Annotated in this window: 17 protein-coding genes; 7 read left to right on the top strand and 10 right to left on the bottom strand. The window is 72.0% G+C overall.

What is annotated here, in order from left to right; translation table 11 throughout:
- The first annotated feature begins 8 nt into the window (after positions 1 to 8).
- A complete protein-coding gene (locus tag ACPPVO_RS47895) occupies positions 9 to 350 on the top strand; it encodes a hypothetical protein (RefSeq protein WP_426505624.1) in 342 nt (113 codons plus the stop codon).
- A gap of 79 nt (positions 351 to 429) precedes the next feature.
- Here the strand turns inward: ACPPVO_RS47895 and ACPPVO_RS47890 are convergent, their stop codons facing one another.
- Complete coding sequence (locus ACPPVO_RS47890) at positions 430 to 840, bottom strand: SHOCT domain-containing protein (protein ID WP_426505623.1); 411 nt, start codon at positions 838 to 840, stop codon at positions 430 to 432.
- A 275-nt stretch (positions 841 to 1,115) separates the two neighbouring features.
- Here ACPPVO_RS47890 and ACPPVO_RS47885 point away from each other — a divergent pair, with 275 nt between their 5' ends.
- The 4 genes from ACPPVO_RS47885 to efeB all read left to right on the top strand — a co-directional run bounded on the left by ACPPVO_RS47885 (position 1,116) and on the right by efeB (position 6,078).
- A complete protein-coding gene (locus ACPPVO_RS47885) occupies positions 1,116 to 1,523 on the top strand; it encodes a hypothetical protein (protein WP_426505622.1) in 408 nt (135 codons plus the stop codon).
- A 158-nt stretch (positions 1,524 to 1,681) separates the two neighbouring features.
- On the top strand, positions 1,682 to 3,601 hold the full coding sequence (locus ACPPVO_RS47880) for a cellulose binding domain-containing protein (protein ID WP_426505621.1): 1,920 nt from the start codon (positions 1,682 to 1,684) through the stop codon (positions 3,599 to 3,601).
- Positions 3,602 to 3,616: 15 nt separating this feature from the next.
- Positions 3,617 to 4,861 (top strand): EfeM/EfeO family lipoprotein, encoded by a 1,245-nt coding sequence (locus ACPPVO_RS47875; protein WP_426505620.1) that lies wholly within the window; start codon positions 3,617 to 3,619, stop codon positions 4,859 to 4,861.
- Positions 4,858 to 6,078 (top strand): iron uptake transporter deferrochelatase/peroxidase subunit, encoded by a 1,221-nt coding sequence (gene efeB / locus ACPPVO_RS47870; RefSeq protein WP_426505619.1) that lies wholly within the window; start codon positions 4,858 to 4,860, stop codon positions 6,076 to 6,078. Before ACPPVO_RS47875 ends, efeB begins: the two co-directional genes overlap by 4 nt.
- Here the strand turns inward: efeB and ACPPVO_RS47865 are convergent, their stop codons facing one another.
- The 7 genes from ACPPVO_RS47865 to ACPPVO_RS47835 all read right to left on the bottom strand — a co-directional run bounded on the left by ACPPVO_RS47865 (position 6,079) and on the right by ACPPVO_RS47835 (position 14,909).
- Positions 6,079 to 7,407 carry a ricin-type beta-trefoil lectin domain protein gene (locus ACPPVO_RS47865; RefSeq protein WP_426505617.1) on the bottom strand — a complete coding sequence of 443 codons (1,329 nt, stop codon included), beginning with the start codon at positions 7,405 to 7,407 and terminating at the stop codon, positions 6,079 to 6,081.
- A gap of 247 nt (positions 7,408 to 7,654) precedes the next feature.
- Positions 7,655 to 8,125 carry a hypothetical protein gene (locus ACPPVO_RS47860; protein WP_426505615.1) on the bottom strand — a complete coding sequence of 157 codons (471 nt, stop codon included), beginning with the start codon at positions 8,123 to 8,125 and terminating at the stop codon, positions 7,655 to 7,657.
- A gap of 10 nt (positions 8,126 to 8,135) precedes the next feature.
- Positions 8,136 to 10,796, bottom strand: coding sequence for a hypothetical protein (locus ACPPVO_RS47855; protein ID WP_426505613.1), 2,661 nt, complete (start codon positions 10,794 to 10,796; stop codon positions 8,136 to 8,138).
- On the bottom strand, positions 10,793 to 11,662 hold the full coding sequence (locus ACPPVO_RS47850; RefSeq protein WP_426505611.1) for a carbohydrate ABC transporter permease: 870 nt from the start codon (positions 11,660 to 11,662) through the stop codon (positions 10,793 to 10,795). Before ACPPVO_RS47850 ends, ACPPVO_RS47855 begins: the two co-directional genes overlap by 4 nt.
- On the bottom strand, positions 11,662 to 12,645 hold the full coding sequence (locus tag ACPPVO_RS47845; RefSeq protein ID WP_426505610.1) for an ABC transporter permease: 984 nt from the start codon (positions 12,643 to 12,645) through the stop codon (positions 11,662 to 11,664). The genes ACPPVO_RS47850 and ACPPVO_RS47845 overlap by 1 nt, the downstream gene beginning before the upstream one ends.
- A gap of 6 nt (positions 12,646 to 12,651) precedes the next feature.
- Positions 12,652 to 14,205: an extracellular solute-binding protein gene (locus ACPPVO_RS47840; protein WP_426505608.1), complete on the bottom strand. Its 1,554-nt coding sequence runs from the start codon at positions 14,203 to 14,205 to the stop codon at positions 12,652 to 12,654.
- 26 nt (positions 14,206 to 14,231) lie between these two features.
- Complete coding sequence (locus ACPPVO_RS47835) at positions 14,232 to 14,909, bottom strand: YesL family protein (RefSeq protein ID WP_426505606.1); 678 nt, start codon at positions 14,907 to 14,909, stop codon at positions 14,232 to 14,234.
- 311 nt (positions 14,910 to 15,220) lie between these two features.
- On the opposite strand from ACPPVO_RS47835, the gene ACPPVO_RS47830 reads away from it, so the two are divergent.
- Together ACPPVO_RS47830 and ACPPVO_RS47825 are read left to right on the top strand one after the other, a co-directional pair.
- A complete protein-coding gene (locus ACPPVO_RS47830; RefSeq protein WP_426505604.1) occupies positions 15,221 to 17,470 on the top strand; it encodes a right-handed parallel beta-helix repeat-containing protein in 2,250 nt (749 codons plus the stop codon).
- A 161-nt stretch (positions 17,471 to 17,631) separates the two neighbouring features.
- Positions 17,632 to 18,828 (top strand): monooxygenase, encoded by a 1,197-nt coding sequence (locus ACPPVO_RS47825; protein WP_426505603.1) that lies wholly within the window; start codon positions 17,632 to 17,634, stop codon positions 18,826 to 18,828.
- Positions 18,829 to 18,900: 72 nt separating this feature from the next.
- Here ACPPVO_RS47825 and ACPPVO_RS47820 read toward each other — a convergent pair whose 3' ends face one another.
- Together ACPPVO_RS47820 and ACPPVO_RS47815 are read right to left on the bottom strand one after the other, a co-directional pair.
- The gene (locus ACPPVO_RS47820; RefSeq protein WP_426505601.1) at positions 18,901 to 21,165 is read right to left on the bottom strand and encodes a carboxypeptidase-like regulatory domain-containing protein; all 2,265 of its coding nucleotides are present in this window, start codon (positions 21,163 to 21,165) and stop codon (positions 18,901 to 18,903) included.
- Between the two features lie 150 nt (positions 21,166 to 21,315).
- Positions 21,316 to 21,816, bottom strand: coding sequence for a DUF4265 domain-containing protein (locus ACPPVO_RS47815; RefSeq protein ID WP_426505599.1), 501 nt, complete (start codon positions 21,814 to 21,816; stop codon positions 21,316 to 21,318).
- Positions 21,817 to 22,103 lie beyond the last annotated feature (287 nt).

Raw genomic sequence — 22,103 nt, 5'->3', positions numbered from 1 at the left:
TGTGGACCATGTCCGACGTGTGGATCCTGCGCTCGATCGGCGGCCGCGACCGGGCGACCGGCGCGCCGCTGCGGGGCGTGCTCGCCGCCGCGGACTACCACAATCATGCGGTACCGCTGGAGGAAGAGTTCTGTGGCGCCATCGGCCGGCTGGTCGCGGCCGGGCTGGTCGCGGCCGACCCGGCCGGGGACCGCTACTGGCTCACCGCCGCCGGGGTGCCGCTGGCCGAGCGGCGGGGCTCGTTCGCGGCCGTTCTGGCCGACCTGGAGCGGGTCGCGCTCCCGGCCGCGCCGCCGTGGCGCCTGCCCGCCGGGACGTTCCGCGCCGCGGTCGACGCCTATCTCGGCTAGGGGCTGTATCGAGGTGGGGGTCGGAGCGAGGCGACGCCTGAGTCCGCCGCAGCCCGGCCATCCACTTCGATGCAGCCCCCTAGTGCCCGGCCAGGATCTCGGCCTTCAACCGCTCGAACTCGGCCGGGGACAGGGTGCCGGCGTCGCGTAGCGCCTGCAGCCGCTCGAGCCGGGCGATCGGGTCCTGCGGCGTCCGGACGGTACGGTTCGCGGCCAGTCGCGCCCTGGCCTCGGTCTCCAGCTCGGCCATCGTCGGGTTGGGGGCGATGCCCTTGATGAACGCCACGCCGATGCCCAGCAGGCCCAGCAGGATGCCGCCGAAGAGGAACAGGAACCACTTGCCGGTGTCCGGGGCGCACTCGCGGGTCGAGACGTAGTTGCCGCCGGAGGCGCAGCTGCCGTTCCGGACGAGGTGGAAGAGCCCGTAGAGCGACGCCCCGAAACTGAGCGCCGCGATCAGGAGGCCGATCACCCGGCGGATCTGGCTCATCGTCGAATCACGCCGGGGAACGTACCCCGGATCCGGCCCGCCTTGGATCATGCGGTCGGCTATCCGCTACCGCGCGCTGTGCTTTTCGAAAAGCTTAAACGCGGCGACGGTACCCCCGAAATCTGTAACTTTCACGCCGCGCGGGCGCAACTCACCTTTCTGCATCTTGACAAGGGAAGCCCGTTCCTTGACGTCGATGGCCGTAGATGGTTCGGTCGTTCCGAAAACGGTTTCAAAGTTTTCGGAGTTTTCGGCCGGCGAGGGAAAGGTGAGCCATGAAGCGACCATGGGTGATCGCGTCGGCGGCGGCCGTGGTGGCCGCCGGTGGTGCGCTCGCCGCCGTTCTGGCCACCGGCCCCGCCACCACCACCGGTCCGGCGCCGCCCCCCGGTTCGCCGGCGCCGCCCCCCGGTTCGCCGGCGCCGCCCGCCGGCGAACCGGGGCCGACCGCTGCCGTCGGCGGCCGGGAGTCGATGGTGGCCACCATCGCCTCGCCGGTGCCCGGCACCAGCGCCTCGGCCGCCGCGCCGGTGCCCGGCACCAGCGGCGACGGGTACGCCCGCAACGTGACCGCCGGGGCGGCGTGCTCGCCGGTCGGCGCGGTGGGCTTCAGCGCACAGGCGACGCTGCTGCGATGCGCACCGGACGCCGCCGATCCGCAACCGCGGTGGCGCCGGCCGTGACCCCCGAACCAGCCCGGCCGGCGCAACCGCGGTGGCACCGGCCGTGACCCCCGAACCAGCCCGGCCGGCCACGCGGCCCACCGTCGATCCGCCGCCGCGGTGGCGCCGGCCCTGACCCCGAACCAGCCCGATCGGCCACTCAGCCCCCGAGGAGAGCCATGCCCAGCCGACAACGCCGGCTCCTGACCGCGGCCGCCGTCGCGACCACCGTCATCACCACCACCGGCATCACCATGCTGGCCGCGCACGCGGCCGCGGCGGGTTGCCAGGTGTCCTACTCCGTGACCTCGCAATGGAACGGCGGGTTCACCGCCAACGTCGGCATCACCAACCTGGGCGACCCGATAAACGGGTGGACCCTGCGCTGGTCGTTCACCGCCGGCCAGACGGTGACCCAGGCCTGGAACGCGTCGGTGACGCAGAGCGGCGCCGCGGTGAGCGCCGCCGACGCCGGCTACAACGCCCCGATCGCGACCGGCGCGAGCACCAGCTTCGGGTTCAACGGAAGCTGGAACGGGTCCGCCAACCCGTCGCCCGCGGCCTTCACCCTCAACGGGACGGCCTGCACCGGCGGCGTGAGCACCCCGAGCACGCCGGCGACCTCGCCGTCGCGCAGCACCAGCCCGAGCCCCAGCGTCTCGCCGTCGAGCAGCACCAGCCCGAGCGCGAGCACCAGCCCCGGCGGGGGCACGACCAGCCCGCCGCCGGCCGTCCCCGGGACCCCGGGGGCCTGGGCCGCGGTGCCGGTCAACCCGTACAACGGCGGCGCCGGCACGTTCATGTGGCTGCTGACCGACGGCAGCATCCTGTCCAACGGCGCCGACCTGCACCAGTGGGTGAAGCTGGTGCCCGACCAGTTCGGCGACTACACCAAGGGCACCTGGGTCCAGCTGGCCACGTCGCCGTACGGCGTCGGCGCGGCCCAGGAGCAGATCCTGCCGGACGGGCGGTTCTACCAGGCCGGCGGCGAGTACGTGTACCAGTGGCCGTCGGGCAGCTCGTCCAACGACCACAACGGCGTCCAGCTCTACAACCCCGTCACCAACACCTGGACGCTGGGCCAGTCCGGGCTCTACGGCAACCTCTGGGACACCGGTACCGCCCACCTCAAGGACGGCCGGATCGTCTCCAGCGACCAGCGCAGCGCCCGCACGCAGATCTTCAACCCGGCCACGAACAGCTGGACCGCGGCCGCGAACCGCCCGGCCCCGGCGGCCGAGGACGGCTGGATCCCGCTGCCCGACGGGTCGATCGTGTCGATAAGCAACGGCGGCACCTACCGCTACGACCCGGCCGCCAACGTCTGGTACACCGGAGCCCGGCCGCCGGCGTCCTACGCCAACGGCAACGTCGACACCTCGACCGTCACCCTGATGTACGACGGCCGGATCCTGGCCATGGGGCACAACACGTCGGTCATCTACACCCCCGGCGCCCGGCCGTCCGACCCCGGCAGCTGGGCGCAGGGCCCGGCGATTCCGCAGGGCTCGTTCACGGACGACGTGTACGCGACGCCGGAGGGCAACGGCAAGGTCATCTTCGACTCTGTCCGCTGCTCGTGGCTCACCAACGAGTGCGGCTCCGCGTCCGGCGCCCTGATCAACGAGTTCGACCCGGCCACCAACACGATCAAGACGATCACCCAGCCGAACGATCCGGCCGGCGCGCCGGTGAACTTCATCAACCTGCCCAACGGTCAGGTGCTGGCCGCCGCGGGGAGCCGCAACTGGGTCTACACCCCGATCGGGGCCCCGAAGGACGCCTGGCGCCCGGCGGTCGGCTCCGTGTCCGGCAGCGGCACGACGTTCCACCTCAGCGGCACGCAGCTGTCGGGGCTGGTGAGCCTGGGTGAGGACGACTACCAGAACCCCCAGAACTACCCCATCGTGTACCTCAAGGACGCCAGCGGCCACGTGTACTACGCGCGAACGTCGAACTTCAGCTCGATGATCACCAGCCGGCCCGGCGAGGCGCAGACCACTGACTTCTCGGTGCCGATCAGCCTGGCCCACGGCAAGTACACCCTGTACGTGTCCGCGTGCGGGGTTTCCTCTGCGGGCTACGCCTTCACCTACTGACGGCCGGCCGAACCCGTGCGCAAACGCCTGATCCTGATCGCCGCCGCGACGACCGCCCTCGTGGCCGTCGCGGCGGCGCTCGCCCTGCGCCTGCTCCCCGGCCACCCCGACGGCCGGCCGGGCCCGTCCGTGAACCCGGCCCGGGCGCAGGAGCTGACCGAGCAGTACCGGCGCGACACGGTCGCCCGCATCCCGGCCGGGCTCAGCTACGCCGAGGCGGTGCGCGGCTACGTCGCCTGCCCCGGGCAACCCGGCCGTTTCGAGCTCTCGTCGCGCTTCGACCTGCGGCCCGACTCGGGCCCCGCCATCGCCTTCACCGAGCTACGGGAACACTGGCAGCGGCAGGGGTACCGGGTGCTCAACGACACCTCCACGGCGAACGGGCAACTGCTCGTGGAGAACCCGGCCGACGGCTTCCGCCTCGGCGTGAGCCAGCGCGCCACGCGGTACATCCGGGTCGCCATCTCCTCCCCGTGCCTGGACCCGGGGGCGCCGCCGTTGCCGCCCGTGCTGGCCCAGGATCTGGCCTCCGCGCTCGGCGCCTACGAGGAGTACGCGGCCGCGCGCCTCGCCGAGCTGGCCGGCGACGTGACCGCGCTGCGCGCCGCCGTCGCCGGCGGGGACGTCGCCCGGGCCCGCGCCGCCTGGCTGGTCGCGCGCATGCGATGGGCCCGCGTCGGCGCCGCCTACGGCACCTTCGACGACCTCGCCGACGCCATCGGCGGCCTGCCGGTGGGGCCGCCCGACCCCGGCGACCCGGACTTCACCGGCCTGCACCGCATCGAGTACGGCCTGTGGCACGGCGAGGACCCGGCGCGCCTGCTCACCGTCGTCGACGGCCTGGCCGCCGACGTGGGCCGGCTGCGCGACACGCTCCACGAGGTGCTGCCCGCCCCGGCCGACCTGCCGCTGCGCGCGCACGAGATCCTCGAGGACGCCCTGCGCGACGAGCTGACCGGCCGGACCGAGTTCGGCGGCGGCGCCGCCCTGGCGGCGACGTGGGCCGGGGTGGACGCCACCGCGGCGCTGCTCGACCTGCTCGCCCCGCTGCTCGACGCCCGGCGGCCGGCCCTGCGCCCGGCCATCCGCAGCGGCCTGGACGCGCTGCGGCAGGCGTTGCGGCCGGCCCGCAGCGGCGAGGCCTGGTCGGCCCCGGACGCGGTCGCCCCGCCCGTGCGCCGCCGCATCGACGCCGCGCTCGGCGGCGTGCTGGAAACCCTGGCCCAGGTACCCGGACTACTGGAGGGCACCGCCTCATGACCCCCCGCGGGAACGTCAACCGGCGCGAGGCAATGCGGCGGCTGGCCGCCGGCACGCTCGGCGCCGCCATGGTCGGCGGCCTGAGCGGCGCCGAGCGGCAGGCGCCCGCGCAGACCGGCGTCGCCGACCCGCCCGCGTTCTACGGGCCGCACCAGGCCGGCATCTTCACCCCGGCGCAGCGCTGCGCGGTGTTCGCCGCGTTCGACGTCACGGCCGGATCCGCGGGTGTACTGCGGGACGGCCTGCGGGCGCTCACCGCGCACGCCGCGCGGCTCACCACCGGCGGACCCGGGGGCGACGAGGGGCCCGCCGCCCCGCCGGCCGACAGCGACGTCCTCGGCCCCGGGGCGCCCGCGGACGGCCTCACCATCACCGTGTCGGTCGGCGCCTCGCTGTTCGACGACCGCTTCGGCCTGGCCGCCCGCAAACCGGCCCGGCTGAGCACCATGCCGGTGTTCCCGAACGACGCCCTGGAGCCGGACCGCTGCCACGGCGACCTCATGCTGCAGATCTGCGCCGACAGCCGGGATACGGTCCACCACGCGCTGCGCGAGATCACCCGCCACACCCGCGGCGTGCTGCAGCCGCGGTACAGCCAGTCCGGCTTCGTCAGCACCCCGCGGCCGTCCGGCGCGCCGCGCAACCTGATGGGCTTCAAGGACGGCACCGCCAACCCGACCGAGGCCGACGGCGCCGACCTGGTCTGGGTCCGGCCGGGCCAGGGCGAGCCCGACTGGGTCGCCGGCGGCGCCTACCAGGTGGTACGCCTGATCCGGATGCTCACCGAGTTCTGGGACCGCATCACGCTCAGCGAGCAGGAGGACATCTTCGGCCGGCGGCGCGACAGCGGCGCCCCGCTCGACGGCGTGGCCGAGACCGACGTCCCGGACTACGAACACGACCCGGCGGGTGTACTCATCCCGCTCGACGCGCACATCCGGCTGGCCAACCCGCGCACCGGCGAGAGCGCCCCGAGCCGCGTGCTGCGCCGCGGCTACAACTACGAGGGCGGCCTGCTGTCCAACGGCAACCTCGACGCCGGGCTCATCTTCTGCTGCTACCAGCAGGACATCGCGCGCCAGTTCGAGGCGGTCCAGCACCGGCTGGCCGACGAGCCGCTCGCCGACTACATCCGGCCCTTCGGCGGCGGGTACTACTTCGCCCTGCCGGGCGTGCGCCCGGGCGACGACTTCTTCGCCCGGGCGCTGCTGCAGTGACTAGCGGTGCCACTTCTGGTTGCTGGCGCCGTTGCAGGTCCACAGGTGCAGCTTCGAGCCGTTGGCGGTGGCCACGTTCTCCACGTCGACGCACTTGTTCGCCTGGGTGTTCACGAGGTCGCCGGCGGCGGTCAGCGTGAACTTCTGGGCGCCGGTGCCGTTGCACGTCCACAACTGCACGACCGCGCCGTCCGCGGTCGAGCCGCCGGACACGTCCATGCACTTGCCGAGCGCGCCCACGGAGCCGTCGGCGTTGAACGTCCACTGCTGCGCGCCCGTGCGGTTGCAGTCCCAGATCTGCAGCTGGTTGCCGTCGACGGCATTGGCCGAGGGGATGTCGACGCAGCGGTTGCTGCCGTTGCCGATGATCGCTCCGGTACCGGTGGAGCCGCACGGCGGCGCGGAGTCGAACGTGTCCGTGTAGCTGTTGCCGGCGGCGCGGTACGCGGCCACCTGAGCGGTCGCGGCGGCCGGCGACAGCACCTGGTTGCGGGCGAACAGGAACCAGTCGACCTGCTGGACGTAGGTGGAGGTCCCGCCGGTGTGGGTGGCGGTGTCGATGAACCACAGGTTCCAGTTCACGGTCATCGTCTGCCGCGGGTAGAACTTCCCGGAGTGGTCGCCCACCAGGGCGCCGTCGATGTAGTACTTGACGTGCCCGCCGGACGTCTGCACGACCAGGTCGTGCCAGCCGTCGTAGCTGCGCCGCTGCTCGGAGTGGGTGTTGTCGGCGTACCACGGGTCGTTGCGGTACGTGTACCAGCTCGTCTGGTAGTTGATCGGCCCGGTCTCGCCCCAGCCGCCGTTGGGCAGGTACTCCGAGAAGTCCAGCTCGCTGTAGGTCGGGTCGAGGTCGCCGTTGAGCGGGCTGATCGCGAAGAACGTCTCGTTGACATGGTCGCCGTCGTTGCCGGAGGCGGGCGTGTCGGTGAAGCGGATCCGGCTCGCGTATGTGCCCTCGAGGTAGCGCTTCTGCGCCGAGTAGACCTCGGCCTGCCGGGTCCCGCCGCCGGTGCCGTCGGTCGACGCGGTCAGCTGCATCACCTTCTGGCCGCCGGACGACGGGAACGTGATGCTCGCCGGGGACCAGGTCGCGCCGGGGACGCCGGGACCGCCGGCGTTGCTGCGGGGCACCCAGCCGTGGCCGGTGAACCCGGCGTCGCCGGACGAGCCGTAGTTGAAGTCGTCGAACACGTTGCCGCAGCTGTTCGCGGCCGCGCCGGCCTGGCCGGTGGTCGCGGCGGTGACCGCGACGGCCCCGAGCGTGGTCGCGAGGACCAGCGCGGCGGCGGCCAGCAGCGGCCGTGGCGGGGTGTGGCTGATGGGCATGGCGGTGCCTCCTGAAGCATTCCGTTGGCGGTCGGAATTTTCATCGAGGATCGATGTGAGTGAAAACTAGGCCCATCACTGCCGCCGGGTCAACGGTCAAAGTTCGACCAAAGATCGCTTTAAGGCCGGTACAAGGCACAACCGGACCGATGACGAACTCCTCCAGATCTGCGCACGGCGAGGCGTCGCGTTCGTGCCGTTCTTCGCGGCCGGCGCGCTGAAGCTGGCCGCCGATGAGCTGACTTAGCTACGGGATCGAGTAGAGGCGATCCGTGGGGTCCACGACCGCGGCCAGGAGCGCGCCCGGCACGAGGGCCGGGTCGTCGCCGCGGGTCGTGTCCGCCTCGAACGTGGCGAACCCGGGCCCGCTGATGCGCATGCGCAGCTCCAGCCCGGGATCCTCGCCGCCCAGATGGTTCGCCACAGTGAGGATCTCGGCCGTCGCGGCGACGCCGGCGGCGGCCAGCCGGCGGGCGTCGCGGCGCGAGCGGGTGACCAGGCGCAGGCCGAAGACGCCGGCGCCGGCACCGAGGATCGTCACGAACACGCCGCCGGCGAGCAGGCCCCAGAAGTCGGTGGGCGACCGCTCCCGGTCCCGTGTCGCGGCGGCGGCGAGCAGGACGGGGCCGGGCAGGCAGATGGCCAGGAACGTCAGCCGGCTCAGCAGCGCGCCGATCGGACCGATGCGCGCTTCCGCTTCCCGGGGGGTGCTCGTCACCCTTCGCACACTAGCGTTTCGGGGCGACCGTCCCGTCCGCGACGAGGGCCAGGAGCTGGATCGCGGCGAGGCCGTACTGCGCGGCGTCGTTCGTCGAGATGTAGGCGGCCTCGTCGACCGGTGTCAGCACCTGTGGCGAGGCCACGCTCGTGGTGCGCCAGACCGGCTCGCTCTGCAGCGGGTTGGTGTTCAGCTGGTCGCCCACGCCCTCGTGGAAGGCGTGCCAGGCGAGGGCCGCGAGGTCCGGGTCGCCGGTGCGCGCCGCGGCGTACGCGGCCAGCCGGCTGTGCGCCTGGATGAGGGAGATTCCGGTCAGGGCCTGCCCCAGCTCGGCCCGCTGCACCTCGGGCGGGGCGAGGTACAGCCGGCAGTACCGCAGCCACGCCGCCTCGAACGTCGCGCCGATGTGCGTGCCGGCGGTGAGCGCGACCAGTTCGGAGCAGATCTCGGCCAGCCCGAAGACGGCCGACAGGTGGGAGGCGCCGGGCCGCTCGCCGGCCGGGGTCACGTGCCCGGTGTCCGGGTCCAGCCGGGCCTCGGCGGTGAAGAAGCCGTGCGGCAGCGCCCCGATGTCCGCCATCGAGGTCAGCAGCTTGTCCCGGGCGGCCGTGCGGGCGTGCTCGTCGCCGGTCCGTTCCCACTCCGTCAGCCACGCGGCCGCGAGCGCGCCCCAGTCGGTGCCCAGGCCCATCGGGGCCGCGCCGGGGCGGGGCACGGCGTCGCGGATCTTGCGGCTCGGGTCGACGGCCAGCAGCGCCCGCTCCGCCGTGGCCACCTCGCGGAGCAGGTCGCCGGTGCGCTCGTCGGCGGTGAGGTAGTAGTGGAAGCGCCGGTAGATCGCGCTGGAGATGCGCAGCTGCTTGCAGCTGCAGCCCCAGTGCTGGACGTTGTGCCGGCTGCCGAGCCCCCGCCAGGGTCCGGAGTGGTACACGTCGACCTCGCCGGTGTGGCGGGTCATCGCCTCGGCGAAGCGGAACACGTCGGCGCGTCCGGTGCGCAGGAACTGGTACCACAGCCACAGGTCCGGTGACAGCTCCGAGTTGTCCCAGGCGTAGCCGCCGACGTCGTAGCGCCACTGGTGCCGGTCGGGGTCGTAGGCGTGCATCACGTCGCCGTAGTCCCAGAAGCCGTACCACCGGCGCTGCTCGCGCTGCCCGGCGTAGAAGCCGAACAGGAAGTCCAGCCGGTCCTCGATGCCGGCCCGCGGCGGCGTCGACCGGTCGGCCGGGGACCAGTCGCCGAAGACGCCGGCGGCGTGCAGCCGGCTCGGCTCAGCGACCAGCAGCGGCGGGTCGTTCAGCGCGGCGGCGTCGGCGGCCAGGGTGTCGGCGCCGGGCGTGGCCGCGTACGGGCGGAGCACCAGCTCGTGGGTGCGGGCGATGCCGCGCGGGTCGCCGAAGCCCGGCTCGCAGTCCTCGTAGGTGATCTCGAGGGCCTCGAGCTGTTCGGCGAAGGTGTCCTGCCCGCGCCCGTCGTGGTAGAAGCGCAGGTCCATGGCGGGCGCGGACGGTGACCAGAGCCAGACCGTGGCGGTGGCGGTGTCCGTGGCGGCCGCGCGGACGTCGAGCCGGGTCGGGTACAGCCGCCAGAAGTCGCGCAGCCCGAACCCGAGCCCGCCGCCGACCCCGCCGGCGTAGCCGTATCCGGCCGCGCGGTTCCCGGCGGGAATGGTGACCCAGGCGTGGCCGGGCGCGGTGCGCTTGGCGAGGGTGAAGCCGTCGGGGCCGGTCTGGTCGAGGGTCCAGTCGCCGAAGGCGGGCACGAGATGCAGCCGCCGCGACACCGTCTCGGGCCAGTCCGTGACCGGGCCGCACGGCCGGCCGGCGACCTGGGCCGCCCGGGCGGCGGCGCCGGGGTCGCGGCGCAGGCCGGTGATGCCCCGGACCGCCTCGGTGAGGAAGCCGGGGCGGCCGTCCGGGCCCGCCGGGCCGGCGAGCCGGACGTGCCGGTCGTGCGGCTCGTCCCGCATCGGGATGTCGGTCCGCAGGCCGAGTCCGGCCAGGAAGCAATCGCCGTCCCCTTCCCATACGAGCGTGTGCATCAGCCGGACCTCGGCGGCGCCGGCGTAGAAGTACAGGCGCACGGTGAACGGCAGCAACGACGGGCCGGGGCGATCGTCCTCGGGGATGTGGCGGCCGGTCAGCCGTACCACGGCCCGGACCGGCCCCGCCTGCTCGACGGTCGCGGACTCGACCTGCCCGCGCAGCTGCCGGCGGTGTACGGTCCCGGCGGCGTCGGACTCGGGGGTGTCATCCCACAGGCTGATGAGCCGTGCGTCCCGGGCGATTTCCCGGTCCGCACAGTGCACCGTGCGCACCAGCGCGGGCCCGTGCCGGGGCACGACCCAGGTCGCGGCGCCGGTGGCCACGACTATCGCGTCGCCGGACCCGGTCACCTCGACCGCGGCGGGCGTTGCGGCGGGCGGATCGCCGGCCACGAGGGTGTACGCCGAGGCGGGCCGGGCCTGCGGCCCGAACGCGTGGGCCGACCACTGCACCGAGCCGTCCGGCCAGGTCGCGGTGACCCAGCTCTGCACGGGCACCGCCGTGCGGTGTGCGTCATCGGCCCGTGCCGCGAACGGCGCGCCCGCCGGGACCGTGCCGCGCGGCCACGGCACACCGCAGGTCACCCCGGCCGTGCGGGGCACGGTCAGCCAGCGCAGGGTCGTCATCCCTTGACCGATCCGATCAGCATGCCCTTGGCGAAGTACTTCTGCAGGAACGGGTACATCAGCAGGATCGGCAGCGTCGCCACGACGATGACGGCGAACTTGAGGCCCTGCTCCGGAGGCAGGATGTTGGGGTCGTTGACGCCGAGGGTCGAGTTGACGTCGGGGGAGACGGTCACCTGCCGGACGAACATCTGCAGCGTCCACATGCTCGGCTTGGAGATGTACAGCAGGGGCGACATGAAGTCGTTCCAGATCCCGACCGCGAAGAACAGGGCCATGGTCGCCAGGATGGGTTTGGACAGCGGCAGCACGATGCGCCAGAACACACCGAGCTCCGTGCACCCGTCGATGCTGGCCGCCTCCTGGAGCTCCACCGGCAGCTCCTGGAAGAAGTTCTTCACGATGATCAGGTAGAACGGGCTGATCGCGCCGGGCAGGATCAGCGCCCAGTAGGAGTCCAGCAGGCCCAGGTTGCGCACGACGAGGTACAGCGGGATCAGGCCGCCGCCGAAGATCATGGTGAACACGACCAGCCTCAGGAGCAGGTTGCGGCCGGGCAGGAACCGCTTGGACAGCGGGTACGCCATGGTGAAGGTCAGCGCCAGGTGCACGAGCGTGCCCACGGCGGTGACGCCGATCGTGACGGCCAGACTGCGGACGAACGCCCCGTTGGTCTCGAAGATGTACCGGTAGGTGCTCGTCACGACGTTGCGCGGCCACAGGAAGAACGGCCGCGCGCTGATCTCGGCCTCGCCGGCCAGCGAACCGGCGAAGACGTCCACGAACGGCAGCACGGTGGTCGCCGCGATGCCGCTGAGCACCAGCACGTTCACGACGTCGAAAATGCTCGTCCTTCGTCTCGTCATCAGAACAGCCCGGACTCGCTCTTGCGCTTGGCCAGCCAGTTGGAGCCGAGCACGAGGACGATGCCGACGACGCCCTTGAACAGCCCGATCGCCGTGGAGTAGCTGAACGCCCCCTGCGTGATGCCGATGTAGTAGACGAATGTGTCGAACACGTCCGCCACCGAGCGGTTCAGGGAGTTCGTCATCAGGAAGATCTGGTCGAAGCCGGTGTCCAGCACGTGACCCAACGTCAGGATCATCATGATGACGACCGTCGAGCGGATGGCCGGGAGGGTCACGTGCCGCATCTGCTGCCACCGGTTCGCGCCGTCCACCCGCGCCGCCTCGTACAGCGTCGGGTCGACCCCGGCCAGCGCGGCCAGGTAGATGATGGTGCCCCAGCCGGTGTCCTTCCACAGCGACTGCAGCACGATCAGCGGCCGGAACCAGTGCGGATCGGCCAGGAAGTCGAACCGGGTGTGGAACACGCCGTTCGCCAGGTGGGTGACGGCGCCGCTGTCGACCGCGAACAGCAGGTAGGTCAGCGACGCCACGATCGTCCAGGACAGGAAGTGCGGTATGTAGATGGCGGTCTGGATCGAGCGCTTGACGACCGTCACCCGGACCTCGTTGAGCAGCAGCGCCACGACGATCGGGGCGGGGAACGCGAAGGCGATCTTCAGCGCCGCGAGGATCAGCGTGTTGGTCAGGATCCGCAGGAAGTCGGGGCTGCCGAACAGCTGCTCGAAGTACTTCAGCCCCACCCACTGGCTGTTGTCGATGCCCAGGAACGGCACGTAGTCCTTGAACGCGATGACGATGCCGTACATCGGCCCGTACTTGAAGGTCGCGAAGTACACGACGCCGGGCACGAGCATCAGGTACAGCCACCGGTATCTGACCAGGCGGGCCCGGCGGTCCCCGCGTCGCCGTGATCCCCGCGGGGGCCGGCGCTCCAACGCGATGAGCGGCTCGGCAACGCCCGCGGTTTCTTGTGAGGCCACCGGTCGCTACTTCCCGCCGGCCTTCGCGTACAGGTCGTTCATCTCGGTGACCACTTTGTCCCCGCCTTCGCTGTGCCAGCGCCCGGTCTCCTTCTTCAGCCCGTTCTCGTCGAGCTGGCCGGCGAAGTACTTGACCTGGGCGTCGCCGACGATCAGGTCCAGTTGCGCGCCCTGCTGCGTGTAGGTCGGGGCCACGAACGCCGCGGCCGGGTTGTAGACGGCGGTCTCCAGGTCCCGGGCGTGGAACACGGCGCGCTTGTCGAGGATCTCCTTCTCCGGCTGGCCGGCCGGCACCGGCTGGTAGAAGTCGTTGCCGAGCGTGCCGATCTGGCCGAACGCGCCCAGGTCGTTCTTCAGCGTCACGATGGCGGGATCGGTGCTCGTCACCGGCTTGGCGGCGCCGTTGTCGAGGGTGAAGTTGCGCCCCTCGATGCCGTTGTTGAGCAGGACCTGGCCCTCCTTGGAGGCGAGCTTGTCCAGCACCGCGAGGAGGTCGTCGAGCTCGGCCCCGGTCGGCACGCTCTGCTTGGAGACGGCCAGGAAGCCCGAGTACCCGAAGGTCGGCAGCGAGTGGCGCACGCCGTCGGGCCCGAGCAGGTTGCCCACCGCTGTCACGTACTTGCCGTAGTTGGCCGGGTCCTTCTGCTTCAGGCTGCTCAGGATGCTCAGCGTGCGTGAGCTGGTGTCGATGATGATGCCGCCCTTGCCGTTGGTGAACGCGTCCTCCCAGGGCTTGCCGGAGTCGAGCGTGGCGAAGTCCGGGTTCACCAGCTTCTCGTCGAAGAGCCGGCGGATGTACCGCGCACCGTCCGCGAACTGCGTCGTGTCGAAGCCGGGAACCAGCTTCCCGTCGCGTGCACCCCAGGCGTTCGGCGCGCCGAACCAGGTCTCGATGACGTCATAGGGGCTGCCCGAGGCGTACCCGCTCGGCCACTTCGGGAACAGGATGCCGTAGGTGTCCTTCTTGCCGTTGCCGTCCGGGTCGTTCTCGGTGAACGCCTTCGCGACGGCGTAGAGGTCCTGCACCGTCGCGGGCTCCGGCAGGCCGAGCTTGGCCAGCCAGTCCTTGCGGATCGTCACGGCGACGCGCATCAGCTGCCGTTCCCGGGGCAGCCCGTACAGGTGCCCGTCGATGGAGGCGCCCAGCCGGACCTGCTTGTTGGCCTTGGCGAGGTTCGGGTACTTGTCGATCCGGTCGGTGAGGTCCCAGAACGCGCCCGCCTTCGCGTTCTGGACGAACGCGGGGATCTTGCCCTGGATCACCATCACCTCGGGCATCGATCCCGAGGCCAGCGTGATGTTCGTCTTGTCGTTGTAGCTCGAGTTCGGCACCCAGGTCATGTTCAGCTTCTTGCCGGTGAGCTGTTCGACGGCCTTCTGCATGTCGCCGGTGGCGGACGGCGCCTGGGCGGTGATGACCGGGGCCATCATGTCGATGGTGGCGAGATCCGCGGGGTCGGCCTTGCCTCCTTCGGGCGAGGACGTGCACGCGGTGAGCGCAACGGCAGCGGCGGCGGCGATCGCACCCGCCATGATCGGGCGGTAGGCGTTCCATCTCACGGTCGTCAGTCCTTCGGGGTCCGCGGTCACAGGATTCGTAGGGGTTCGGCCGGCAGGACCGGCCGCGGGTCGGGACGCTGCGGGCCGCCGGCCTGGACCCGCCGGCGTTCGTTCTCCGCGAAGAAGCGCACGCAGAGCCAGGTGCTGGTGTGCAGCCAGGCCCCGACGCCGACCGTGATCAGCAGGATCGGCTGGGCCGCGCTCGCGAAGGCCAGCGCGGTGAGGACGAGCAGCAGCAGCACGGTCGCGTGCGGGCGGCGCAGCGCGAAGCGCAACGCGGTCGGCCCGTACCGCCACAGCGGCAGGTCGTAGTGCGCGTACATGGGGCCGACGTAGACCAGCGCCGCGAGCGTGAGCACGAACGCGGCCAGCGAGCCGAGCCGCGCCGGGCCGAAGCCGGGCGCCGGCGCCGAGAAGGCCGCGTAGTTCGACCACAGCACGCCGGCCACGGCCAGGATCGGCAGCACCACGGCGGTGCCGCGGGCGAACTCGCGCCGCCAGGTGCGCGCGAAGTCGCCGAGGCGGACCGTTTCACCGCGGGCGTGCCGGCGGGCCACGATGCAGGCGGTGACGGTCGCCGGGCCGACGCCCAGCACGCCGCCGCCGAGCAGCGTGAAGGCCAGCCACATGGCGTTGAGCGCGCAGCACCAGGACACCACGGCGGCCGCTGCGTGCGCCCGGGATGCCCAGTGTCTCGACGTCATCGTCACCACCGCCGATCGGGGAAGAAACGTTTCAATCGCAGCTGTGAGCGCTCACGGGAATATTGCGCGCCGGACCGGCCTTCCGGCGTCGCGAACCCCCCGTGAGCGCTCCCAGCGCCGACGACTGGCAGATAGTGCACGATCAATGTCATAGCTGTCAATCAATGAACGGCGTGTGCCGTGCGGCCCGCCCGTGCGGCTGAAAGTTTCGAGGCCGCCCCGTGCCGTTGCGGTCGTCCGGCCGCGGCCGTTGCGCGCGCCGGAGACCGTGTGCTGGAATACGTTTTCCCAAGCGTCCCGGAGGAGCCCCCATGTCGTACCTCAGGCGCCCTTTGGTCCTCTCCGCCGTCGTCACGCTCGTGGCGCTCTTCGGCACCCCCGCGCCCGCCCGGGCCGCCGGCACGACCTACTACGTGGACGCCGCCGCGGGCGCCGACGCCAACAGCGGCCTCGACCAGTCCCACCCGTGGAAGACCCTGGGCAAGGTCAACTCGGCGACGTTCGGCGCGGGCGACCGCATCCTGCTCAAGGCGGGCAGCGCCTGGACCGGGCAGCTCTGGCCGAAGGGCTCGGGCGCCGCCGGCGCCCCGGTCGTGATCGACTCCTACGGCAGCGGCAACAAGCCGCGCGTCAACGGGGCCGGCACGGTGGCGGACGCCGTGCGGCTGTTCAACCAGGAGTACTGGACGATCCGCAACATCGAGGTCACCAACGCGGCCCCGGCGACCGGCACGGCCGGGGCGAACCTCGGGGACTTCCGGGGCATCCACATCGGCGGCGACAACAGCCAGACCCTCGACGGGTTCGTCGTCGACGCCGTCTCCGTGCACGACGTGACCGGCAAGGTGAACTGGATCGGCGGCAGCACGGCCGACAACGCCCCCGGCGTCACGTTCCTGACCGGCTGGGACGCGTCGAAGCGGACCGGCGGCATCGTCCTGGACACCACGGTGCCGAACCCCGCCGCGCCGCCGGGCACCCCGACGACCATCAACGACGCGGTGATCCAGAACTCCGCGATCAGCAACACCTCGTTCGCCGGGATCGTCGTCAAGCAGTACACCGGCTCCGATGCCGGCGCCGTGGCGACCGGCTGGGGCTCCCGCGCGAGCGCCGGCGACACGAAGTTCCGGCCGCACACCAACATCGTGATCCGCAACAACTTCATCTCCCAGGCCGGCACCGCGTACGGCTGCAACGGCATCTACCTCACCGACGTGCGCGGGGCCACGGTCGAGCGCAACGTCGTGGAGAAGGCGGGCACGTCCGGCATCGAGACGTACTTCGCCGACAACGTGACGATCCAGTTCAACGAGGTCTTCGGTACCACCCAGAAGGCCGGCGGCGCCGACTCCAACGGCATCGACACCGACAAGGCGACCACCGGGCAGGTCGTGCAGTACAACTACGTGCACGGCAACGGCGACGGCATCCTGCTGTGCCAGTTCTCCTTCGGCAACGCCGTGCTGCGCTACAACGTGATCACGAGCAATACGCGGTACCAGATCTACCTGCACTCCGACCCGGCGGCGGCCGCGCAGATCTACAACAACACCATCTACAACGACGCCGGCCAGTCGCTGCTGTACGGCTACGGCACCTACCTCAACGCGGCCTATGCGGTGTCCAACAACATCCTCTACTCGACGAGGGCCAACGCCGCGATCTCCACCAGCGCCACGATCACGTACAACCACAACCTGTACGGCGGCGCGACGCTCACCGTGCCCGCCGGCGAGGCCCACGCGGTCGTGGCGGACCCGCGCTTCGTCTCCGCCCCGATCAACGCGCCGTCGGGCACCCCGAGCACCGGACCGGCCCTCGCGGCCGCCAACGAGCTGCAGGTCGCGGCCGCCTCGCCGGCCGTCAACGCCGGTGTCACCGTCGCCGCCAACGGCGGTCGCGACTACGCCGGCAACGCGCTGTACAACGGCGCCGCCGACATCGGCGCGTTCGAGCAGCCCGGCGGCACCGGCACGCCGGTGACCACGCGGCACACGTTCGACGCCCTGCCGACCGGCCCGCTCGCCAACGGCAGCGACGGCCTGACCGTCAGCGGCGCGGGCGGCACGGTCGCGGTGGTCGAGGTGCCGAGCGCGAGCGACAAGAGCGTGCGCCTCACGCGTACCACCAACAGCGGCAGCACCAGCGTCTCCCAGACCTTCGGCTCGCCGCTGACCGGAACCGTGACCGTCGAGACAAACGTCATGCGCGAGTCGGCCTACGTCTCCGGCAACGACTACTTCGCCGTCCCGTACGTGCGCGACGCGAGCGGCCTCAACGCGGTGAGCGTGGCGATGACGAAGAACACCATCGCCGCGTACTCCGGCACAACCCTGGTCACCGTCGGCACCTACACGCCGGGCCGCTGGTACAACCTGCGCCTGGTGATCAGCACCGGCACGCAGACCTTCGACCTGTACCTGGACGGGGCCCTGGTGCTCGACAACAGCGCCTTCCGCAACCCGCTGCCCGGCGTGGCGCAGATCGACTACTACGCCAACAGCTCCAACTACGGCAGCGTCGTCATCGACGACGTCTCGGTGAGCACGACCGCCTGAGTATCGCCGATGCCAGCTGTGCCGCCGGTCGTCCGGTTTCCTGACCTGCGGCGCCGCGCGGTGCGGGGACGATAGAACCCGTAATGGGGGGAATTCCCGGAGGTGTGTTCCACGGCGGCCTGAAAGTATTGATCCCTGTCATCGTCCAGGGGGAGGCCGTGATGAGGAACGTGGGTCAGGCCAGGCGAGCACTGGTCGTCCTGGCCATCGGGCTGGCGACGGCGATGTCCGTCGTCGCCGCGTGTGGATCGCCGTCGAACAACACCGAGCCGGCCGGGGCCGCGCCCGCCGTGTCGGACCCGCACGCCGGGCATGTCTCGGCGCCGCCGGCCGCTCCGCTGCGCGCGGGCGAGCGTTTCCAGAGTCTGAGCATGCCGGCCGCCTACACGCCACAGGCGCCGAACGGCGGCACCGACGAGTACCGCTGCTTCCTGATCGATCCGAAGCTCACCAAGACGGCGTACCTGACCGGGAGCCAGTTCCTGCCGCAGAACGCCGCCATCGTGCACCACGCGATCTTCTTCCGGATCGCCCCCGGGGCCGCCGACCAGGCGCGCAAGCTCGACGCCGACTCGCCGGGGGAGGGCTGGACGTGCTTCGGCGACTCGGGCGTGAACGGCGATGCCTGGGTCGCGTCGTGGGCCCCCGGCGCCAACGAGACGCTGCTCGCGCCGAACCTCGGCTACCCGATGCCGCCCGGCAGCATGGTGGTCATGCAGGTCCACTACAACCTGCTCGCCACCGGCGGCCGTCCCGGCGGGGCGGACCAGTCGGGCATCCGGCTGCGGATCAACGACGACACGGCCGCGATGACCGCGCTGCAGACCGGCCTGCTGCCCGCGCCGATCGAGCTGCCGTGTACCGCGGGCGAGTCGGGCCCGCTGTGCGACCGCTCGGCCGCCGTGGCCGACGTCGGCAAGCGCTTCGGCGACGACATCGGCGGCACCGAGGACCAGCTCATCAAGCAGTGCAACAAGGGCAATCCGCCCGTCGCCGGCGTCACCCAGCACTGCGACCACAAGGTGCCGCAGGCGGCCACGGTGTACGCGGTCGCCGGGCACATGCACCTGCTCGGACGTTCCATCAAGATCGAGCTGAACCCGGGTACCGCCGGCGCCAAGACGCTGCTCGACGTGCCCAACTACAACTTCGACGACCAGGCGATCCGCCCGCTCGACACGCCGGTCGCGCTGAAGCCGGGCGACACGCTGCGGGTGACGTGCACGCACGACGCCGCGCTGCGGGGGCTCCTGCCGCAGCTGAAGGGCAGCGCGCCGCGGTACGTGGTCTGGGGCGACGGCACCAGCGACGAGATGTGCCTCGGCCTGGTGGTGATGACCGCGGGCAGCCGCGGCTGACGGCGGCGTTCGCCAAACGCCGTGGCTGACGGCGGCGTTCGCCAAACGCCGTGGCTGACCGGCACGCGTTCGCTACACGCCGCAGGTCTCGGGCACCGTCAGGTTGACCGTCCTCGGGCCGTGGACCAGGGTGTCGCGGCTCGTCGCGGTGCCGGGGCAGGAGTGCAGGGTGTACTGCACGGTCACCCGAATCCGCTCCGGCGGCGCGACGTGCGCGGTGTAGGTGCCGTCGGCCGCGGCGTCGACCTGCGACACCACGTCGAGGGTGCGGGCGTCGACGATCGATACCGTCGCCGACTGCGGGGTACCGCCGAAACTGCCTTTGATCCGTCCGGTGACCGTCGTGCCACGGCTCAGGGCGACGGTGTACTGCGCCGACGCCTGGCCCGCGTAGGACGGCTGCGTGAACGACAGCGTCCACCGGTACGGTCCGAGGCGGTCGATCGTGTAGCGGCCGGCCGCGTCGGTGCTCGCCTCCGGCACGAACGTGCTCACGGCCGCGCCCGCGACCGGTGCGCCGCTCGCGCGGTCGGTGACCGTGCCGGTGATGGTGCGGATGCCGTCGTAGCGGACGGTGACCGCGGTCGTGCCACCCGCGGCGGGCGCGATCGCCAGCGCGGCGGCCCGGGCCCCCACCCCGCCGTGCGGGCCGACCCACTGGGCGCCGTGCGTGCCGTCGGAGGCGCTCGCGAAGGCCGCATACGGCTCCGGGGGTACCCGGTCCAGCGTGATCGTGCCGCTGCCGCACGCGCCGGCGTACCCGGCGTACGGGTCGGGCGCCCGGGTCGTCGGCACGAGGTTGACGCAGCCGTCGACCGGCGCGCCGGTGACCGTGTCCACGAGCGTGAACGCGATTGTCGCGCCCGCGTCCAGGCGCGCGGTGACGGCGGTGCGCCGTCCGGCGACGACCCGGGTGGACACGGTGGCGTCCAGGTGGGCGCCGTCGGTCACCTTCACGTCGAGCGGGCCGGCGCCGACCTCGGGGAAGGTGACGGTGCCGGTCTGCGTGCAGGCCGGCGGGAGGTAGACCGACGGCCCGCCGGTCTCGGCGCAGAACGTGGACAACGCGGCGCCGGTCCGCGCGTCGACCGCGGTGACCGTCACCGACCCGGGCGCGGTGAGCGCGTCGTCGACGACGGTCGTCCCGCCGTCGTTGACGGTCACGACGGAGGCGCCGGCGGGCGTGGCGGCGCCGGGCGCCCACTGCGTCTGGGTCGTGGTGCTGAAGCTCACCCGGTAGGCGCCGGTCCACGCGGTCAGGAACCAGGTGCCGTCCGCGGCGGTGGTGGCCTGGAACTGCCGGTCCCGGACCGGGTCGGCGACCGCCACGCCGGCGCCGGCCACCGGCCGGCCGGCGGCGTCGGTCAGCCGGCCGCGGACGGTGCCGGTCGGCAGCTGCCGTTCGTCGAGCACCGCGGCCCCGCCGGCGGTCACGCTGACGACGTCCGCGGTGCCCTCGGACTCCTTGCCGTGCGACCACTGGTCCAGCCCGTGGCCGGCGGGCGCGGTGAACTTCACCTTGTACGTCCCGGGGTACACGAACATCCGGAACGTCCCGTCGGCCTGACCGGACGCGACCACGTTCTCCGCGGCGCTGCTCTGCGAGTACGCGGTGATCATCGGGCTCGCGACCGGCCCGGCGGCGTCGGTGTACCGGCCCGAGATGGTGCCGAGGGGCAGCAGCGCCTCGTCGACGATCGTGCGCCGGCCGAGCGCGACGGCGACCGGGTCGGCGTCGGCCGCACGCTTGTGCCCGTGCACCCACTGCCGCGGCGCGCCCCGCTCGGCCGCGCTCACGAACTCCTGGTACGTGCCCGCCGCCACATACGGCAGGAGGTACCCGCCGGTGTCGTCGGTCAGCACGTGCGCGAGGTCGGCCGACGCCGGCCGGGCGATGCCGACCAGCGCGTGCGCCGCGGGCGCGCCCGTGGCCGTTGTGACGTGCCCGGCGAGCGAACCGTGCGCGATGACCGTGTCGGCGACGCCCCCGGTCGTCTGCCCGTCGGCGACCGTGATGCTCGAGCCGGAGGCGAAGTCGGTCTTGCCCGGGTAGAACTGCTCGAGCCCGCCGGGGAGACCGAACTTCAGCTTGTACGTCCCCGGCGCCACCCCGTCGAGCCGGAAGCTGCCGTCGGCCCCGGTGACGGCGGTGGCGATGCTGACCGGGTACACGTTGAGCAACAGCGACACGGTCGCCCCGGGCACGGGCGCGCCCGCCTCGCTCAGGCTGCCGGCGACCGCCCCCGACCCGGCGGCGAGGGCCGGCGGCGCCGGTAGCACGGCCACCAGCCCGACGACGGTGGCGGCGATCATGAGGCGACGCAGTGAACCGGCCATACCAGCCTCCCGGCGACGGCGGAACGTCAGGCGGGCAGTCTGGCGCACGACGGACGACGCCCACATCCCGCGCCGCCGGGCTTCGGGACTGAACAGCCCGGACGCCACCGAGGGCAATGAAAAATACACAGAGAGCGATCTTCGGTACCGCTACAAGGCCCGCCATTCGCTGGAGACGCAGGCCTCTTCGTAGTCCCAGGCCCCTTCGGACCGACCCGCGCGCAGCCGGCCGAGGATCGCGCCGAGGTCCGCGTCCGGCGGGATGTCCAGCGCCGCCAGCTGGTACGCGGGGGCGGCGCTCTCGCCCCGAACCCCGAGATCGGCGAACGCGCCGAGCACGGCGGCGGGATCGCCGGCCGCCACCCGCACGGTCAGGCGGCCCGACCAGTGCGCTTTGCGCATGACCCAGCGGTCGCCCTCGTGCTCGACGGCCTCGACGACGTCGCCGGTGGCCAGGTTCGGCGCGAACCACGGCGTGTTCTCGATCCGGTAGAGCCCCTCCCCGGCGGGGCTCGCCCACAGTCCTTCGCTGTCCACGGGGCGCGGCCAGCCGTCCGACGGCGCACGGCCGTCCTCGTCCGGCACCAGCCCGTACCGCACCATGACCAGCCCGCGACCCGGCTGCTGCGGATGATCCGCCGTGGATGCCACGTTACGAAGACTAGGTCACCCGGCCCCGTTCCAGGTCGCGGAAACGGCGCAAATGATAGGGCGAGGGTGATCGGCCCGGGGGCCCGAAATCGTCCAGCGTGAATGATCGCTTAGCCGTCCAAAGTGGACATGTCGCCGGCTGGGCGTCAAGTATTACCAGCTCAGACCCCGGGCGGCCGCCGTGTATGACTTGAACCACACGCCAAGGGGATGCCGCGCAACGGGGCGGCAGGTCTACGGTTCGCTCAGGCATTGATGCGCGCCTCGATGTTCCAATCCACTGTGGA

It is taken from the genome of Dactylosporangium sp. McL0621, assembly GCF_049995355.1.
In the GTDB taxonomy this organism is placed as follows: Bacteria; Actinomycetota; Actinomycetes; order Mycobacteriales; family Micromonosporaceae; genus Dactylosporangium.
The sequence above is the reverse complement of the archived record's forward strand: the minus strand, read 5'-3'. Positions and strand labels throughout refer to the sequence as shown.

Excerpts from the sequence above, each read along its gene's own strand:
- ACPPVO_RS47895 (WP_426505624.1), top strand. The coding sequence starts at position 9 with ATGTCCGACGTGTGGATCCTGCGCTCGATCGGCGGCCGCGACCGGGCG.
- ACPPVO_RS47890 (WP_426505623.1), bottom strand. The coding sequence starts at position 840 with ATGAGCCAGATCCGCCGGGTGATCGGCCTCCTGATCGCGGCGCTCAGT.
- ACPPVO_RS47885 (WP_426505622.1), top strand. The coding sequence starts at position 1,116 with ATGAAGCGACCATGGGTGATCGCGTCGGCGGCGGCCGTGGTGGCCGCC.
- ACPPVO_RS47880 (WP_426505621.1), top strand. The coding sequence starts at position 1,682 with ATGCCCAGCCGACAACGCCGGCTCCTGACCGCGGCCGCCGTCGCGACC.
- efeB (WP_426505619.1), top strand. The coding sequence starts at position 4,858 with ATGACCCCCCGCGGGAACGTCAACCGGCGCGAGGCAATGCGGCGGCTG.
- ACPPVO_RS47865 (WP_426505617.1), bottom strand. The coding sequence starts at position 7,407 with ATGCCCATCAGCCACACCCCGCCACGGCCGCTGCTGGCCGCCGCCGCG.
- ACPPVO_RS47855 (WP_426505613.1), bottom strand. The coding sequence starts at position 10,796 with ATGACGACCCTGCGCTGGCTGACCGTGCCCCGCACGGCCGGGGTGACC.
- ACPPVO_RS47850 (WP_426505611.1), bottom strand. The coding sequence starts at position 11,662 with ATGACGAGACGAAGGACGAGCATTTTCGACGTCGTGAACGTGCTGGTG.
- ACPPVO_RS47835 (WP_426505606.1), bottom strand. The coding sequence starts at position 14,909 with ATGACGTCGAGACACTGGGCATCCCGGGCGCACGCAGCGGCCGCCGTG.
- ACPPVO_RS47830 (WP_426505604.1), top strand. The coding sequence starts at position 15,221 with ATGTCGTACCTCAGGCGCCCTTTGGTCCTCTCCGCCGTCGTCACGCTC.
- ACPPVO_RS47825 (WP_426505603.1), top strand. The coding sequence starts at position 17,632 with ATGAGGAACGTGGGTCAGGCCAGGCGAGCACTGGTCGTCCTGGCCATC.
- ACPPVO_RS47820 (WP_426505601.1), bottom strand. The coding sequence starts at position 21,165 with ATGGCCGGTTCACTGCGTCGCCTCATGATCGCCGCCACCGTCGTCGGG.